Source organism: Stenotrophomonas sp. (genome assembly GCF_035634915.1).
Lineage (GTDB): Bacteria > Pseudomonadota > Gammaproteobacteria > Xanthomonadales > Xanthomonadaceae > Stenotrophomonas.
This window is the reverse complement of record NZ_DASQCB010000016.1, coordinates 32868-50203: the sequence shown is the minus strand read 5'-3', so window position 1 is coordinate 50203 and position 17336 is coordinate 32868. Positions and strand designations below refer to the sequence as shown.

15 protein-coding genes are annotated in these 17336 nt (G+C 68.1%); 11 read left to right on the top strand and 4 right to left on the bottom strand.

Annotated elements, in window-relative coordinates:
• Positions 1–2 precede the first annotated feature (2 nt).
• A complete protein-coding gene (locus VER16_RS12225) occupies positions 3–464 on the top strand; it encodes a bacteriohemerythrin (protein ID WP_324808508.1) in 462 nt (153 codons plus the stop codon).
• Here VER16_RS12225 and VER16_RS12220 read toward each other — a convergent pair.
• Positions 445–1743, bottom strand: a complete 1299-nt coding sequence (locus VER16_RS12220) for an MFS transporter (RefSeq protein WP_324808506.1) — start codon at positions 1741–1743, stop codon at positions 445–447. The two genes, VER16_RS12225 and VER16_RS12220, sit on opposite strands and share 20 nt — an antisense overlap.
• Before the next feature lie 131 nt (positions 1744–1874).
• On the opposite strand from VER16_RS12220, the gene VER16_RS12215 reads away from it, so the two are divergent.
• The gene (locus tag VER16_RS12215) at positions 1875–2528 is read left to right on the top strand and encodes a hypothetical protein (protein ID WP_324808504.1); all 654 of its coding nucleotides are present in this window, start codon (positions 1875–1877) and stop codon (positions 2526–2528) included.
• A 239-nt stretch (positions 2529–2767) separates the two neighbouring features.
• Here VER16_RS12215 and VER16_RS12210 read toward each other — a convergent pair whose 3' ends face one another.
• The gene (locus tag VER16_RS12210) at positions 2768–4264 is read right to left on the bottom strand and encodes an aldehyde dehydrogenase (protein ID WP_324808503.1); all 1497 of its coding nucleotides are present in this window, start codon (positions 4262–4264) and stop codon (positions 2768–2770) included.
• 128 nt (positions 4265–4392) lie between these two features.
• Here VER16_RS12210 and VER16_RS12205 point away from each other — a divergent pair, with 128 nt between their 5' ends.
• The 9 genes from VER16_RS12205 to VER16_RS12165 all read left to right on the top strand — a co-directional run bounded on the left by VER16_RS12205 (position 4393) and on the right by VER16_RS12165 (position 14351).
• The gene (locus VER16_RS12205; RefSeq protein WP_324808502.1) at positions 4393–5745 is read left to right on the top strand and encodes an aspartate aminotransferase family protein; all 1353 of its coding nucleotides are present in this window, start codon (positions 4393–4395) and stop codon (positions 5743–5745) included.
• Between the two features lie 63 nt (positions 5746–5808).
• Entirely contained in the window at positions 5809–6687 is an 879-nt protein-coding gene (locus VER16_RS12200; RefSeq protein WP_324808500.1) for a plasmid replication/partition related protein, read from the top strand.
• 123 nt (positions 6688–6810) lie between these two features.
• Positions 6811–8097 (top strand): DUF445 domain-containing protein, encoded by a 1287-nt coding sequence (locus VER16_RS12195; protein ID WP_324808498.1) that lies wholly within the window; start codon positions 6811–6813, stop codon positions 8095–8097.
• Between the two features lie 437 nt (positions 8098–8534).
• Positions 8535–8921: a DUF4124 domain-containing protein gene (locus tag VER16_RS12190; protein WP_324808496.1), complete on the top strand. Its 387-nt coding sequence runs from the start codon at positions 8535–8537 to the stop codon at positions 8919–8921.
• Between the two features lie 260 nt (positions 8922–9181).
• The gene (locus VER16_RS12185) at positions 9182–11404 is read left to right on the top strand and encodes a TonB-dependent siderophore receptor (RefSeq protein WP_324808494.1); all 2223 of its coding nucleotides are present in this window, start codon (positions 9182–9184) and stop codon (positions 11402–11404) included.
• Between the two features lie 108 nt (positions 11405–11512).
• Positions 11513–11833 carry a DUF3649 domain-containing protein gene (locus VER16_RS12180; RefSeq protein WP_324808492.1) on the top strand — a complete coding sequence of 107 codons (321 nt, stop codon included), beginning with the start codon at positions 11513–11515 and terminating at the stop codon, positions 11831–11833.
• Complete coding sequence (locus VER16_RS12175) at positions 11830–13464, top strand: PepSY-associated TM helix domain-containing protein (protein WP_324808490.1); 1635 nt, start codon at positions 11830–11832, stop codon at positions 13462–13464. The genes VER16_RS12180 and VER16_RS12175 overlap by 4 nt, the downstream gene beginning before the upstream one ends.
• Positions 13461–13790, top strand: a complete 330-nt coding sequence (locus VER16_RS12170) for a DUF3325 domain-containing protein (RefSeq protein ID WP_324808489.1) — start codon at positions 13461–13463, stop codon at positions 13788–13790. Before VER16_RS12175 ends, VER16_RS12170 begins: the two co-directional genes overlap by 4 nt.
• 105 nt (positions 13791–13895) lie before the next feature.
• Positions 13896–14351: a hypothetical protein gene (locus VER16_RS12165; protein ID WP_324808487.1), complete on the top strand. Its 456-nt coding sequence runs from the start codon at positions 13896–13898 to the stop codon at positions 14349–14351.
• Between the two features lie 125 nt (positions 14352–14476).
• Here VER16_RS12165 and rlmKL read toward each other — a convergent pair whose 3' ends face one another.
• The gene (rlmKL, locus tag VER16_RS12160; RefSeq protein ID WP_324808485.1) at positions 14477–16615 is read right to left on the bottom strand and encodes a bifunctional 23S rRNA (guanine(2069)-N(7))-methyltransferase RlmK/23S rRNA (guanine(2445)-N(2))-methyltransferase RlmL; all 2139 of its coding nucleotides are present in this window, start codon (positions 16613–16615) and stop codon (positions 14477–14479) included.
• A 145-nt stretch (positions 16616–16760) separates the two neighbouring features.
• Positions 16761–17288 carry a hypothetical protein gene (locus VER16_RS12155; RefSeq protein WP_324808483.1) on the bottom strand — a complete coding sequence of 176 codons (528 nt, stop codon included), beginning with the start codon at positions 17286–17288 and terminating at the stop codon, positions 16761–16763.
• Positions 17289–17336: the final 48 nt, after the last annotated feature.

The following is a 17336-nucleotide window of genomic DNA, read 5'->3' as shown; positions in this document are numbered from 1 at the left end:
GGATGGCACTACTGGTCTGGCAGGACGATCTGAACATCGGCATCGATGTGATCGACCAGCAGCATCGACGCATCGTGGACATGCTCAACCACCTGCACGTGGCCCAGGCCGGGCTGCAGACGGCGGTGGTGGCCGAAGTGATCGACGAAGTGGTGGACTACACCATGTCGCACTTCGCGTTCGAGGAAGAACTGATGGAGGAAGCCGGCTACCCGTTCTGCGCCGCGCACAAGCGCGTGCATGAGATCTTCATCAAGCGCGTGGCCGAGTACCGCCTGCGCTTCCAGGCCGGCGAAGACATCACCGACGAGCTGCGCACGATGCTGTCACGGTGGCTGTTCAACCACATCCGCGGCGATGACCAGGCCTACGCCGAACAGGTCAAGGCACACCTCAACCAGTTCGCCCGCGAGCATCAGAGCGGCAGCTGGCTGGGCCGCACGCTCAAGCGCTTCTTTGGCTGACCTGCGCGCGTCGCTGCAGGGCCAGCAGTGCACACAGCGTGGCCACCGCGGTCAGGCACAGGTAGTAACCGACCGCGACCAGGCCGAAACGCTCGGCCAGCCAGGTGGCCAGGTAGGGGGCCGGTGCCGCGCCGAGAATACCTGCCAGGTTGAACGACAGCGATGCGCCGGTGTAACGCACTTCCACCGGATAGATCTCGGCCAGGAAGGTACCGCACGGGCCGTAGGTCAAGCCCATCAGGAACAGGCCCAGGCACAGGAAGGTCAACACCAGCCACGGGCTGTTCGGCTGGAACAGCGGTGCGAACAGCACGCCGAAGCCGAGGATCAGCAGGCTGGCGAACACCATCGTGCGGCGCGTGCCCCAGCGGTCGCCATATCGCGCCGACAGCGGAATGCCCGCCGCGAAGAACAGCATCGCGCCCATCTGCATCAGCAGGAACTGCTCGCGGCTGTAGCCCAGCACGGACGTGCCGTGGCCGAGGCTGAACACCGTCATCAGGTAGAACAGCACGAAGGTGGCGAACGCGCCCAGCGTGCCCAGCAGCATCGGCAACCAGTGGTCGCGCAGCACGGTCCACATCGGCAGCCGCACGGGCGCCTTGCGCTGCAGCGCCTGCTGGAAATCCGGGGTCTCGTGGATGTTCAGGCGCACCCACAGGCCCAGGCCGACCAGCAGCGCGCTGGCCACGAAGGGAATGCGCCAGCCCCACTGCAGGAAATCCTGCTGGCCCAGGCAGCGTCCCAGCAGCAGGAAAATGCCAGCCGACAGCAGGAAACCCAGCGGTGCGCCCAGCTGCGGGAACATGCCGTACCAGGCGCGCTTGCCCGGCGGCGCGTTCTCAGTGGCCAGCAGCACCGCCCCGCCCCATTCACCGCCCAGCCCCAGGCCCTGGCCGAAGCGGCACAGCGCCAGCAGTGCCGGCGCCCACAGGCCGATCTGCGCGTGGGTGGGCAGCAGGCCGATGGCCACCGTCGACAGCCCCATGGTCAACAGCGCCGCCACCAGCGTGGCCTTGCGGCCGATGCGGTCGCCGAAATGGCCAAACACCGCCGAGCCGACCGGGCGCGCGATGAACGCCACCGCGAAGGTCGCCAGCGATTGCAGCAGGGCCGCCTGGTCGCTGCTTTCCGGGAAGAACAGGTGCGGGAACACCAGCACCGCGGCGGTGGCGTAGATGTAGAAATCGAAGAACTCGATGGTGGTACCGATCAGGCTGGCCAGCAGGACACGGCTGGGGGAGTTCACGGGCGGCGCGGCTGCAGTGATCGAGGACATCGGCAAGGCGTGGAAGGTGGATCGACCGATTCTGCCACGCGCGGGCAGCCTGACGGGACGATGGTTTCAGCCGACACCGATGCCAACGGAATTTTTCTGGACACTGGTTAGGCTGCGCCACCGGTCCCTGCATGGAAGCTTCGCCGATGGCCTCTGGGGTTGCGTTGCGCTGGTCCGATTCACCACGGCTGCCGCGCACGGTGGCCTGGCTGGTCGTGGTGCTGCTGCATGCCCTGCTGGGCGCGTGGCTGTGGCAGAGCGGCCGCCTTGGTGCGGCGCTGGAGGCCGAAGAACGCATCAGCCTGCGCTGGCTGGCGCCGGTGCTGCAGCCGCCCTCGCCCCGAGACGTGCCTGCTGCGATATCGGCGGCACGGACACCTGCCCGCCCCTCGCCGCGGCTCGCGCCTGTACCGCTGCCGCCGGCAGATGTGGCAAGCGACGGCACGCCGACACCGGCCCCCCTCCTGCTGGGCCTGCCGACCGGCAGCATCGACGGTGGAGATGGCATTACAGCGGCGGGAGTCGCGCCACGGCTGATCGGACGCCGCGAGCAGCATGCCGCGTTCGCACCGCGGCGGAACTACTTCCGGATCCGCAGGACGATGACGCCCGAACAGATCGTGCAGGGCGTGGCGCAGCTGCTGGGGACATGGCCGCCGGGTTACATCGTCGATCCCTGCGCGCTCGGCAGGCAGGATATGGACTACTTCCAGGGTGCGGTGGAGGAGATGGACCGGCAAGCGCTGCGTGATGCCGTGCTGGTGGTGAGCGAGCGCTGCCCGTAGCGTCGCGCGCGCTCGACCGCCTTCGCTTTGCTGCTGGTAGAGGTCGAGCTTGCTCGACTTCGCTCCCTGTAGAGTCGAGCCATGCTCGACTGCCTTGCGCGAAGAGCAGCCGAGCATGGCTCGGCTCTACTGAAAAGCGAAGAGCAGCCGAGCATGGCTCGGCTCTACTGAGAAGCGAAGAGCAGCCGAGCATGGCTCGGCTCTACAGAAAAACGACGAGCAGTCGAGCAAGCTCGACGCTACAACTGGATCCAGGTCGCCTTGATCTCGCTGTACTTGTCGAACGCATGCAGCGATTTGTCACGACCATTGCCCGACTGCTTGTAGCCGCCAAACGGTGCGGTCATGTCCCCGCCGTCCCAGCCATTGACCCACACACTGCCTGCGCGCAGCTGTCGCGACACGCGGTGCGCGCGGCCCAGGTCGCGGGTCCACAGCCCGGCCGCCAGGCCATACCGGCTGTCATTGGCCAGCCGCACCGCCTCGGCTTCGCCATCAAACCCCAGCACGGCCAGCACCGGCCCGAACACCTCCTCACGGGCCAACGCCTGATCCGGACGCACCTGGTCGAAGACAGTGGGCTGCACGTAACAGCCACCGGCCTCCACGTCTGCCCGCTGTCCGCCCAGCAACAGGCGCGCACCGTCGCCCTGCGCCTGCGCAATGTCAGCCAACACCTTGTCCACGTGCGCGGCATCCACCAGCGCACCCATCGGTGCATCGGCCTCCAGCGGATGGCGTGGCTGCATGCGCCGCCCATACGCCACCACCTGGTGCACGAAATCGTCACGGATCGACCGTTCCACCAGCAGCCGCGAGCCCGCCGTGCACACCTCGCCCTGGTTGAAGAAGATGCCCTGCGCCACGCCCTTGGCCGCCGCATCCAGATCCGGCGCATCGGCAAACACCAGATGCGGGCTTTTGCCACCGCATTCCAGCCAGACCCGCTTGAGGTTGGAGCGACCGGCGTACTGCAGCAGTTTCGCGCCGGTTGCCGTGGAGCCGGTAAAGGCCACTACATCCACATCCATGTGCAGCGCCAGAGGTTCGCCCACGAACATGCCCTGCCCGGGCAATACGTTCAGTACGCCATCGGGCAGTCCGGCTTCGGCCGCGAGCGCGGCCAGCCGCAGTGCACTCAGCGGTGAGCGTTCGGAGGGCTTGAGCACCACTGAATTGCCCATCACCAGCGCCGGGGCGATCTTCCAGCAGGCCATCAGCAGCGGGAAGTTCCACGGCACGATGGCAGCCACCACACCGGCCGCCTCGCGACTGACCAGGCCCAGTTCGTGCGGGCCGGTCGGCGCGATCCCGCCATACAGCTTGTCCACCGCTTCGGCTGTCCAGTCCAGGCAGCGGACCACGCCGGGCAGGTCGATGCGGCGCGCGTCACGCACCGGCTTGCCCATGTCCAGGGTGTCCAGCAGGGCCAGTTCGTCGGCATGTTTTTCCACCAGCGCAGCCAGTGCCTGCAGCACGCGTTTGCGGTGGCCCGGGCTGGCCTGCGACCAGTGACCGGCGTCGAATGCACGCCGCGCCCCCGCCACCGCGCGCTCCACGTCCTGCGCATCGCAGTCGGCCACCTGGCCCAGCACACGGCCATCGATCGGGCTGATGCAGTCGAAACGCGCACCGCTGGCCGCGTCCACGTAGCGGCCATCGATGAAGGCCTGTGCGGGGATGGCCAGCTGGCCGGCCAGTGCCTGCCAGTGGGTGCGATCAGGGAAGTCAGCCATGTCCGGCTCCATGCAGCAGTTGGCCTGTTTATAGCCCCATGACCGTGATGCGGCCGTCCTCCCACGGCGCTGCCGCCGCGATGACATGACTGCGCTACAGTCGCTGCATCGGACCCGACGGAGGCGGCATGAAACACCCCGCGATCGACCCGCACACCCTGGCGACCCAGCGCCCCGAGTCGCTTGAGGCGTACTGGATGCCGTTCACCGCCAACCGCCAGTTCAAGGGCGCACCGCGCATGCTGGTCCGCGCCGAGGGCATGCACTACGAGGACATCGACGGGCGCAGCATCCTCGATGGCGCCGCTGGCCTGTGGTGCTGCAATGCCGGCCACGCGCGCCCGCGCATCGTCCAGGCCATCGCCGAACAGGCGGCCACGCTGGATTACTCGCCGGCCTTCCAGATGGGCTCGCCGCCCGCGTTTGCCCTGGCCCAGCGGCTGGCCGCGCTGGCACCGGCGGGGCTTAACCATGTGTTCTTCACCAGCTCCGGCTCGGAGGCGGTGGATACCGCGATGAAGATCGTGCTGGCCCACCATCGCCTGCGTGGCGAGGGCCAGCGCACCCGCTTCATCAGCCGCGAGAAGGCCTACCACGGGGTCGGCTTCGGCGGCATGGCACTGGGCGGCCTGCCCAACAACCGCAGGCAGTTCGGCCTGCAGCTGGGCGGTGTGGATTACCTGCGCCACACCCTGGACCTGGAGCGCAACGCGTTCAGCAAGGGTCTGCCGCGCCACGGTGCCGAGCTGGCCGACGATCTGGAGCGGCTGATCGCCCTGCACGATGCCTCGACGATCGCAGCCGTGTTCGTCGAGCCCGTGGCCGGCTCGGCCGGGGTGATCCTGCCCGCCCCCGGCTACCTGCAGCGGCTGCGCGAGATCTGCGACCAGCACGGCATCCTGCTGGTGTTCGACGAGGTCATCACCGGCTTCGGCCGGGTCGGCATGCCCTTCGCCGCACAGCGCTTCGGGGTCACCCCGGACCTGCTGACCTTCGCCAAGGGCGTCAGCAACGGCGCGGTGCCGCTGGGCGGCGTGCTGGTGGGCGATGCGGAGCACGCCAGCTTCATGCAGGGCCCGGCGCAGGCCATCGAGCTGTTCCATGGCTATACCTATTCGGGCCACCCGCTGGCCTGCGCGGCCGCCCTGGCCACCCTGGACATCCACGCCGAGGAGCGCCTGTTCGAGCGCGCCATCGAACTGGGCGAATACTGGCAGGAGCGCCTGCATGCCCTGCAGGGCCTGCCGAACGTGGTGGACATCCGCAACTTCGGCCTGGTGGGCGCGGTCGAGCTGGCGCCACGCCGCGATGCCGTCGGCGCCCGTGGTCATGAGGTCTACCGGCGCTGCTTCCACGATGGCCGCCTGCTGGTGCGCTGCACCGGCGACATCATCGCCCTGTCGCCGCCGCTGATCGTGGACAAGGCGCAGATCGACCAGATCACCGGCATTCTCGGCGAGATGATCCACGCCACCGCCTGAGGCCGGGCCGGCGGCGGCGAGCGGGTACAATGGTCGGTTCCGCTCCTGACTGTTGCCGTGCCCATGGACATCGTCGTCAAAGAAGAACTGAAGGCCTACATCGATCCGCTGACCGCGGACGAACATGACGCGCTGGAGCGCAGCATCCTGGCCGAGGGCTGCCGCGATGCGCTGGTGCTGTGGGGCGATGTGCTGGTCGATGGCCACAACCGCTTCGGCATCTGCCAGAAGCACGGCCTGCCGTTCAACACCGTGCAGAACACCCGCTTCCAGAGCATGGAAGACGTGCACCTGTGGATGATCGAGCAGCACCTCGGCCGCCGCAGCGTGTCCGACTTCCAGCGCGGCGTGCTGGCCCTGCGCAAGCGCGACATCCTGTCCGCCCGCAAGCAGGTGGAACAGGCGCAGCTGCAGCGCGAGAGCGACGGTACGGCCGAACCGGCCGACGACGCAGGCGAAGACAGCCCGCCGTGGGAACCGGCACCGAAGGTCAGCCGCGCCGAACTGGCCCGCGAAGCCAAACTGAGCACCAGCCAGGTCGGCATGATCGAGCGCATCCACGCCCAGGCTGCGGCCGAGGTGGTGGAAGCGGTGAAGGCCGGCGTGATCTCGATCAGCGCGGCTGCGGCCGTGGCCGACCTGCCGGAAGAAGAACAGCGCGCTGCCGCCGCCGGTGGCAAGGACGAACTGAAGCAGGCGGCCAAGCGCGCGCGCGAATCCAAGCGCAAGCCGCGCGCACCCAAGCCTGAAGCGGCCGAGATGGATTTCGAGGAGCCGAGCGAGGATGAGGTCGCCAGCCGCGACGCCGAGGTGCTGTCCGCACTGGAGCAGCTGGGCGAGGACGCCCCGGCGCTGCGCCGCCGCGTGGTCGCCCTGACCCGTGAGAACGACACCTTGCGCGCGCAGCTGGCCGCGCTGCGCAGGCAGCTCGAAACCCAGTAAGCGGGTGGTAGCGCCCCTGTAGAGCCGAGCCCACGCTCGGCGGTTCTGCACCAGGGCAAAGGCAGCCAAGCGTGGGCTCGGCTCTACAGATGCGCGTCACCATGCTGCCGGTAGACTGCAGCCATGACGTCTGCCATCGATCCGCGTCGCGCGCAGCTGCGGCGCCTGAAAGCCATCGCCCTGGGCCTGCTGCTGCTGATGCTGGCCGGGTTCGCGGTCAGCCACTGGCAGGGCGAGCGTGGTGGCTGGGCCTGGGTATCGGCCTTCTGCGAGGCCGCCGCCGTCGGTGCACTGGCCGACTGGTTCGCGGTGGTCGCGCTGTTCCGGCGGCCGATGGGCCTGCCGATTCCACATACGGCGATCATCCCGCGCAGCAAGGAACGCATCGGCGACAGCCTGGCCCTGTTCGTGCGCGACCAGTTCCTGGAACCGGGTGTGCTGCTGGCCAAGCTGCAGGTATTCGACCCCGCCAGCCGCCTTGGCAGCTGGCTGGCCGACCCGGCGCGCTCGCGCATGCTGGCCGACATGGCCCGCGGCTGGGCGCTGCAGGCCCTGGATTTCTTCGACGAAGGCGCCGTGCGTCGGCAGCTGCACAGTTTCGTCGTGCAACAGCTGCGGCAGTGGAACGCGGCCTCCACCGCCGGCGAGCTGCTGGCCCTGCTGACCGCCGATGGCCGCCACCAGCGCGTGCTGGACGAGGGCCTGCAGCGGCTCGGCCGCTGGCTGGAACAACCGGAAGTGAAGGAGCGCGCTTCGCAGTTGATCGTGCGCTACATCCAGCGCGAGTGGCCGACGCTGTCGAACACGGTGAACTGGATCAAGCCGATCGATGAGATCGGCGACAGCCTGGCCGAGCGGCTGGCGCGCGCGGTGCTGGAGGAGCTGCAGCAGGTCCTGGCCGAGCCGCTGCATCCGTTGCGGCAGGATTACGAGACGTGGCTGGGCAACTACGTGCAGCGCCTGCGCGAAGACCCGGCGCTGGCCGAGCGCATCGAGCAGCTGAAGCAGGAAATGATCGACCACCCGGCCCTGCAGGAGTACGTGCAGGGGCTGTGGGCGCGCATCCACGCCAGCCTGCGCGCGGACCTGCAGCGCGAGGATTCGGCACTGGTCGGCCACCTGCAGCGCAGCCTGGCGTCACTGGGCGCGACCCTGCAGGCCGATCCGGCGCTTCGCGATGCGCTGAACCAGCATCTGCTTGAGGGAGCGCAGCGGTTGACCGAGCGCCTGCGCGAAGGGGTGACCACGCATATCGCGCAGACGGTGAAGGGCTGGGACGAGCGCCACCTGGTCGAGCAGCTGGAACTGAGCGTGGGCCGCGACCTGCAGTTCATCCGGTTCAACGGCACGCTGGTGGGTGGGTTGATCGGTGTACTGCTGCATGCGGCAACGGTGTTGTTCAGATTCTGATGATTGCTTGGCAGGGCTGCGCCCTGCACCCGCAGAAGCAACGTCAACGTCAACGTCAACGTCAACGTCAACGGCAACGGCAACGGCAACGGCAACGGCAAAAGCCTGCATTCAGTGGGTTGGCGGGGTGGGTCCGGTTGCGGGGGACGCTGCAAGTACGTCCATGTAAGCTCGGTCGCCGCATCCATGCGGCTCACGCCCCCGCAACCGGACCCACCCCGCCTTCGACAGTTTTCCGTGAGCTGTTGGAACCTGCTGCTGATGGTGGGTGCCGACCGTTGGTCGGCACGGGGTCGGATCCCGTTGCTGCGCAATGGGCTCTGACCCCATGTCTGGCAAGAGGCGAAGGCATGTTGCGCGACCGGGGGCGCACTCCTTATGCTCCCGCGCCATGCGGGCCAGGGTGGCCCGTGGGGGGATCCATGCGAAGGATATGGGTGTTGCTGCCGCTGCTGGCGGCGGCAGGCGATGCGTGCGCGCAGCGTGTCTACAAGTGCAATGACGGCGGCCGTACCGTCTACCAGACCCTGCCCTGCCCGCCCGGGCAGGACACGGGGGTGACGCGGCCGATCGTGCGCGATCCCAAGCTGAGCTGGCAGGAGTCCGAACGGGTGGACCGTGGTCTTCGCGATGCGCAGCGCCAGCTGCAGGCCAACGCCAGCCGCGCGGCGGGACAGGGCTCGGGCACCGTGATCCAGGCCGCCAGCAATGCCGAGGCGTGCGACAAGGCGCGTACGCGACGCGAGATGGCCGAGTGGTTTGGCACTCGCACCCCGCTGCGGCAACTGGACGAGGATGTCAGCCGCGCCTGCGCGTCGCGCTGAACACGGGCTCCCATTGTCATCGTTCGCTAACGCTTGATTAACAAAATGAGAATGCCTATCATTTACTGATCGGTTGTACGCTCAGCCACCCGGCGCCCCCACCGCGCTTCCGCCCGTGTACATCCCCGGCTCCCCGTGTGCCCCGGCCCCGCCGTGGGCATGTGGCGATGGGAGATGCCATGGGTTGCGCGACTCCGCGCAGGCGCCCGCACGCATGGATTCCATCGCTCATGTCTTTCTCCTGCATGGAATCGCACTGCATGTCCCGACCGAACATTCCCGTCGTTTCACCCCTGGCGCTTGCCTTGGCCACGCTGTTCTGCACCCCGCTGGCCCATGCCGATGCACCGTCCGCTGCCGATGCACGCACGCTGGACACGGTGAAGGTCACTGCTGATGGCGAGATCCAGAACAGCTACACGGTCAAGAACGCCCGCAGCGCGACCAAGCTGGACCTGTCGCTGCGTGAGACGCCGCAGTCGGTCACGGTCATCACCCGCCAGCGGCTGGATGACATGGGCCTGTTCGCGCTGTCGGATGTGATGGCCCAGGTCACCGGCGTGCACGTGGCGGTCACCGACAGCGAGCGCATCAACTATGTCTCGCGCGGCTACAACATCAGCAATTTCCAGATCGACGGCATGCTCAACACCTTCGGTGGGTCGATCAAGACCAACACCGACAACGTGATCTACGAGCGCATCGAGGTCATCCGCGGTGCCACCGGCCTGACCACCGGCGCCGGCGATCCGTCCGGCACCATCAGCATGGTGCGCAAGCGCCCGACCGATACCTTCCAGGCCGGCGCCAACATTACCGTCGGCCGCTGGGGCAACCAGCGCCTGGAGGCCGACCTCGGCGGCCCGGTCGCCTGGGATGGCCGCATCCGCGCGCGCGTGGTCGCCGCCAAGCAGCAGAGCGATTCGTTCCGCGATGTCTACCAGCTCGACAAGGACGTGTTCTACGGCATCGTCCAGGCCGACCTGACCGACAGCACCCTGTTCGAAGTCGGCTACGAGTACCAGTCGCCGCGCACCACTGGCGTCACCTGGGGCGTGGTGCCGTACTGGGGCCCGGATGGCACGCCGGCCAACCTGCCGCGCTCGACCAACCTGTCCGCGTCGTGGAGCAGCTGGCCCATCGTCGAAAAGAGCACCTTCGCCCGCCTGGAGCAGCAGCTGGGCAGCAACTGGTCGGTCAAGGCCGCCATCAGCCGCGCCAAGCGCAACACCGATGGCGCGGTCTGGTACGGCGCGCAGGGCTACCCGCGTGCCGATGGCACGGGTGTGACGGCCTACATCGGCAACTTCGTCGAGAACAGCACGATGGACGTGGTGGACGTCAACGCCACCGGCAACTTCGAACTGTTCGGCCACACCCAGGAAGTGGTGTTCGGCCTGGGCCAGTCCCTGCGCAAGGGCGACTACCCCGCGGCCACCATCGACAGTTACCCCACCAGCTACGCGGTCGTACCGGACTGGCGCAACTGGACCGGCGATGTCGCCCCGTTGTCGGTGACCCGTCCGGGCTACCTCGGCTCGCAGGATGAGCTGCGCCAGCAGGCCGCCTATATCGCCACGCGCCTGCGCCTGGCCGACCCGCTGCTGGTCGTGGCCGGCGTGCGCTATGGCAACTGGGAAACCAAGACCTGGCGCTACAGCTACGACGCCAGCGGCAACCGTACCGGCACCACGCGCACCGGTTACAAGCCCAAGGACCAGACCACCCCCTACGCGGGCGTGGTGTACGACTTCAACAGCGTGCTCAGCGCCTACGCCAGCTACACCGACATCTTCGCGCCGCAGAACTACCGCGACAAGAACGGCAGCTACCTCGAACCGGTGGTCGGCAGGATGTACGAGGGCGGCCTGAAGGCCGAGTTCTTCGATGGCCTGCTGAATACCTCCGCGGCGATCTTCGAGGGCGAGAAGGACAACGTGGCGGAAGTGGATGACTCGGTGCCGCTCAACTCGCTGCCCGACGGCACCCAGGCCTACCGTTCCACCGGCAAGGGCAACAAGGTGCACGGCTGGGAAGTGGAAGCACAGGGCAGCCTGGGTGAAAGCTGGAACCTGTCGGCTGGCTTCTCCCATGCGGTCAGCCGCAGCCAGGCTGGCGTCGTGCAGAACACCACCACCCCGCAGGACACGTTCCGCCTCAACGCCAGCTGGCGGCCGGGTGGCATCGATGGCCGCTTCTGGCTGGGCGGCGGTGCCACCTGGCAGAGCCGCATCTGGCGTTCAAGCACCAAGCCGGCGGCCGACTACCTCACCACCGGCCGCACCGAACAGGGTGTCATCCAGCAGGACGCCTTCTACCTGGTGAACCTGGCCGGTGGCTACCGCTTCAACGAGAACTTCAGCGCCCAGCTCAACATCAGCAACCTGCTGGACAAGAAGTACTACAACAACGTCGGTTTCTACAACGGCGTGTACTGGGGCGAGCCGCGCAACGTCAGCGTGACGCTGCGCTGGAAGCTCTGATGACCTGATGGATGGTGCCGGTTCTGCGACCGGCGCCCGGCCACGGACGGCCAACCCCGGCGCGCTTCGGTGCGCCGGTCTTTCCTCCAACGAAACTGCAGGACCGCCGTGGACCGCTCGCCCCAACTTGCCAGCTCCCGCCTCAGCACCTTCTTCGCCAGTGAGCGCTGGGGAGTGCTGTCCCGTTCCCTGGCCGCGATCTTCGGCGGCTATGCGCTGGCCTCGATGACCAGCGTGTTCTGCGCCGTAGCCCTGCCCACCGCGCGTGGACAGGCCGTGCTTACCGGCATGCTGCTGGCCATCGTGGTCGCCGCCTGTGCCGCGCTGTGGGCCTTTGCCACGCGCAGCGCGCTGCGCGCCTGGGTCGGCATCCTCGTCCCGACCCTGTTGCTGGCGGCCGCGTCGCGCCTGCTGGGGGCCTGGGCATGAAGAACGGATTCCGCCAGTCGATGGCCTGGCTGCACACCTGGACCGGCCTGCTGGTCGGCTGGCTGCTGCTGCTGATCTTCATGGCCGGCACCGCCAGCTACTACCGCGAGGAGATCAGCCGCTGGATGCGCCCGGAACTACCGAGCGCAAAGGTCAGCACCGACGTGGCCGCGCAGCGCGCCGTCGACTTCCTGCAGGACAGGGCCGGCAATGCCGAGATGTGGTATGTGACCCTGCCACAGCCGCGCAACCCGGCCATGAGCACGTTCTGGCGCGTGCCGGCCGACCAGGCCGATCCGTCCAAGGGCCGCCGTGGTGCCTTCGGCGATGCCACGCTGGACCCGAACAGCGGCGGCGAACTCAAGGCGCGTGACACCCGTGGTGGTGATTTCTTCTACCGCCTGCATTTCGACCTGCACTACATCCCGGTGTACTGGGCGCGCTACCTGGTGGGCTTCTGCGCGATGTTCATGCTGGTGGCGATCATCACCGGCGTCATCACCCACAAGAAAATCTTCAAGGACTTCTTCACCTTCCGCAAGGACAAGGGCCTGCGGTCGTGGCTGGATTTCCACAACGTCAGCGCGGTGATGGCCCTGCCCTACCACGCGATGATCACCTACACCGGCATCGTCACGCTGATGATCATGTACCTGCCGTGGGGGGTGAAAGTGGCCTACCCGCAGGACGAGGACAAATTCTTCGCCGAAGCGTTCGGTGGCATGCCCGAGGTGAGCGCACCGGCCGAGGGCCGCGCCGCGCCGCTGCCGATCGCGCGGCTGCTGGACAGCGCACGCACGTACTGGAAGGGCGTGGAAGTGGCCGGTTTCACCGTGACCAACCCTGGCGCCGCCAACGCGGTCATCGACATCCGCCAGCGCGACGGCAAGCGTCTGTCCATCGATACCCCTTCGCTGCGCTATGACATGGTGAGCGGCGCGCTGCTGGAAGCGAGCCCGCCCTCCGGAGGCGCCACCGCCACCCGTGGCGTGATGTACGGCCTGCACCTGGCGCGGTTCGCAGATTGGGGCCTGCGTGCGTTCTTCTTCCTGTCCGGCCTGACCGGCTGCCTGATGGTGGCCAGCGGCGTGGTGCTGTGGGCGGTGAAGGAACGGCCCAAGCATGCCAAGAGCGGGCGCATCGGCTTCGGCCTGCGCCTGGTCGACGCACTGAACATTGGTGCCGTGGCCGGCCTGCCGATTGCGTTTGCCGCCTACTTCTGGGGCAACCGCCTGCTGCCGCTGGAGATGGCCGAGCGTTCGAACGCTGAAGCCAACGTGTTCTTCTACGCCTGGGGCGCCGCCCTGCTGGCCGCCTTCATCTGGCCCAAGCGGATGATGTGGGCGTGGCAGCTGTACATCGGCGCGGCCGCGTTCGCGCTGGTGCCGGTGGTCAATGCGCTGACCACCCACGCGCACCTGGGCGTGACCCTGCGCAGTGGCGACTGGGTGCTGGCCGGCTTCGACCTGTCGATGCTCGCCTTCGGCGCGATGCTGGCCCTGTGCGGCTGGCGCATGCAGCGCTGGACACCGCCGCTGAGCGCGGCCGAAAAGAAGAAGCGCGCAGCGGCCGCTGCAGCCGCCAAGGCACCGGTTGCGCCTGCGACGACTGAAGCGGAGGCCGGCGCATGATGCTGTTGGCCCTGGCGCTGTCGTTCTCCGCGTTCACCGCGCTGTCGCTGGCGATGGAAAAGCACCAGCAGGACCTGCACGGCAAGGCGGCCGCCACGCCCGCACGGCGTACGCAGTGGCGGGTGCTGGGCTGGGTACTGCTGACGGTCGCGTTCGCGCTGTGCGTGGTCGACCACGGCTGGGCGATGGGCCCGGTGCTGTGGCTGGGCACGATGACCCTGGGCGGGGTGGCACTGGCCTTCGGGCTGTACCCGTATCGGCCGGCGTGGATTGCACCGCTGGCCATCGCGCTGCCGCTGGCCGGGTTGCTGGTGGCGGTGTTGTAACCCGACGGCCGGGGTCGGATCCCTTGCGCGCAGCGCAAGGGCTCTGACCCCATGCATATCCACCCGCCGGGCATGGCCCGGCGCTACCGACCTACAATCGTCTGCATGGAAGCTACCGACCTGCTGCAGCGGATCGACGGAATCCGCTTCTTTTCCCGCCTGGGCGAAGCATTGCCGGCAACCTCAGACGTCGTTCCCGTAGCGTCCCTGGCGCAAGCATTGCAAGCCATAGATGCCGATGGCTTTGGGTGGATGCCGACGACGCTGGACGATCCGGATCCGTTCCATGGCGTGCTGCCACGGCCGCCCAAACTGGCAGAGCATCGCCGTGAACTCCACCGGTCGTTGATGCGGATGTTGTCCGCCCTCGATCTTCCCGCCCTGCGCTGCGGCGCGCATGACCTGCACCTGGTTGCACGCGATGCGGCGATGTTTGCCGGGCGGCAGCGGTTGCTGGAGATACACCTCGGCCTGCCGGCACACTGGGAGCCAGTAATTGCGCTGTACGAACAGGGGCATTGGCCTTTGGCCCATGCCCCGGGTCGGTTGATGGTGCTGTAGCGCCATCCACGCATGGCGTGGATCTACTGAGAACGCGCACGCGTGGCGTGGATCTACTACGGGCATGGCCTGCCGGGGTCGGATCCCTTGCGCACGGCGCAAGGGCTCTGACCCCGCATCGGGAGTTACCCCAGGCGCTTGAGTTCCCACGCGCGATGGATGCGCGCGTTGCGTTCGAAGTCCGGGCCAATCGTGCGTGCGGTGATCTCGCGGCACTGGGCGAACTCGGCGATGGCGTTCTCTTCCAGCTTGAAACGGCGGAAGTTGTTGGAGAAATACAGCACGCCGCCCGGCGCCAGGCGCGCCACCGCCGCACGCAGCAGCTTCAGCTGCTCACGCTGCACGTCAAAGTCATCGGCGCGGGCCGAGTTGGAGAACGTCGGCGGATCGCAGAAGATCACGTCGTACTGGCCGCGGTCGCCTTCCAGCCACGCCATCGCATCGGCCTGCACCAGCAGGTGCTGGTTGCCGCCCTGGCCGTTCAGGGCCAGGTTGTCGTAGCACCACTGCAGGTAGGTCGCCGACAGATCGACGCTGGTGGTGCTGGCCGCACCGGCCACCGCCGCCTGCACGCTGGCCACGCCCGTATAGCAGAACAGGTTGAGGAAGCGCTTGCCACGCACCTGCTCGGCCATCATCCGGCGCAGCGGGCGGTGGTCCAGGAACAGGCCGGTGTCGAGGTAATCGAACAGGTTCACCTGCAGCAGCGCATGATTCTCACGTACCACGATGAACTCATCGCGCTGCTCGAAACGGCCGTACTTGCTGCCGCCCTTGCCGCGCTCGCGCGACTTCATCGACACCTGCTCCGGCGGCACGCCGAACACTTCACGCGCCGCGGCCAGCAGTTCGTTGCGGCGGCGACGCACGTCGTTTTCCGGAATCGCAGCCGGTGCGGCGTATTCCTGCACGTGCAGGAAGGTGCGACGCTGGCCACCGTCTTCTTCATAGACGTCGATGGCTGCAGCGTATTCCGGCAGATCGGCATCGTAGGCGCGGAAGCAGGTGATGTCCTCGCGCGCGCGCCAGCTCTTGAACTTCTTCAGGTTCTTGCGCAGGCGGTTGGCCACCATCTGCGCGCCTTCGCTCAGCTCGCGCGGCTGCGCCGGGTCGCGGCCGGGGACGGCAATCGGGTCGCAGACGATCAACGCGCATTCCAGCGCGCCGTTGAACATCTGGTACTTCTTGCCGGCGCGCAGGCCGGTGGCGAAGGCCAGTTCGTCATTGCCGCACAGCAGGCTGGCACGCCACTGCGGCACCGCCTTCTGCAGGGCGTTGCCCAGCGCGCGGTACAGCGCCGGATCGGCGGCCAGGCGCTCGTCATAGGGCGGATTGCAGACCACGGCACCGATCTCCTGCTCCGGTGCGGCCAGGTCGGCCACATCGGCGCGGGTGAAGCGGATGGCGTGGGCCACGCCGGCCACTTCGGCATTCTCGCGGGCGGCCTGGATGGCCACCGGATCGATGTCGCTGCCGTGGATGACCGGCTTCAGCGCGGCCAGGCCGGCAGCTTCGCGGTCACGCGCTTCACTCTGGATGGTCTTCCAGGCGGCCTTGTCGAAGCCCAGCCAGCGGCTCGGCGGCAGGCTGCCATGGCGCATCAGGCCGGGGGCGACGTCGGCGGCCATCAGCGCGCCTTCGATCAGCAGCGTGCCGCTGCCGCACATCGGGTCCAGCAGGCCACCACCGGCCGCATGCAAGCGCGGCCACTGCGCGCGCAGCAGCAGCGCGGCGGCCAGGTTTTCCTTCAGCGGCGCCTCGTGGGCGGCACCGCGCCAGCCACGGCGGTGCAGCGGGCCACCGCCCAGATCGATCGACAGCGAGGCACGGCCCTTGCGCAGCGACAGGTTCACGCGCACGTCCGGCAGATCGGTGTTGACCGAGGGGCGTTCCAGGCCTTCATCGCGCATGCGGTCGACGATGGCGTCCTTGATCCGCTGCGCGGCGAAGCGCGCATGGGTGATCTTGTCGCCGGACACGTGCGCGTCCACCGCCAGGGTCATTTCCGGCTTGATGTGCTCGTGCCACGGCAGCGCACGCACGCCGTCGTACAGGGCCTGCTCGTCCGGGCACTCGAACTCGTCGATCGGCCACAGTACGCGGCTGGCCAGGCGCGACCACATCACGATCCGCAGCGCCTGCTCCAGTTCGCCATCGGCGTTGACGCCGGCAATGGTGGCGGTGGCCTTGCCAAGGCCCAGGGCCGACAGCTCATCGGCAAGCAGGTATTCCAGGCCCTTGGCGCAGGAGACGAAGAATTTCACGGGATCGGTTCGCAGGTGGTCGGGCGCGGCACAGGGGCTGGGCCAGTCGGAAAGGAGGGCCGTGGATACGGCCGGCAGGCCCGCGCCGGGGGCGGCGGGGCTGCCATTGTAGTCAAAGCGGGCGGGCGCGCCGTGCGCCCGGGCTTCACAGCTGCCGCAGCAGGCGCTCGAAGGCCTGCGCGGAGGCCTCCACGTGGCGTTCCAGGCGGTGGCCGTCGTCCACCAGCAGCAGCTGCGCAGAGCGCGCCTGCGCCCAGGCGATGACCCCGGCGGCAGGCACCACCTCGTCATGCCAGGCCTGGACCACGGTGGTCGGCACGGCGGCGGCGTCCAGCGCCGGCATCGGGCCCATGGTGGTGGGCGGCACCATCAGGAACAGCCCGGCCACCGGCACCTGCAGCGAGGCGATGGCGGAAATGTAGGCGCCCAGGCTGGAGCCAGCCAGCACCACCGGGCCCTGCGCGGCGGCCGCGGCGGCACGCTCGACCAGGCGCTGCAGGCGGGTGCGTACGTCGCCGACGCGGCTGATCTCGCTCATCGCGTCCAGGTCGGTGTAGTCGGGGCGCTCGTGGGTCCAGCCCAGGCGCTGGGCGACTTCGGCCAGCGCGGTGACCTTGGTGGCCTCCGGGCCGCTCTCGAAGCCGTGGGACAGGATGCAGTGGCCGCGGCTCATGCATGCGCTCCCACGGAGCGGTTCAACGTCGATCGGGAAGGCAGGTTC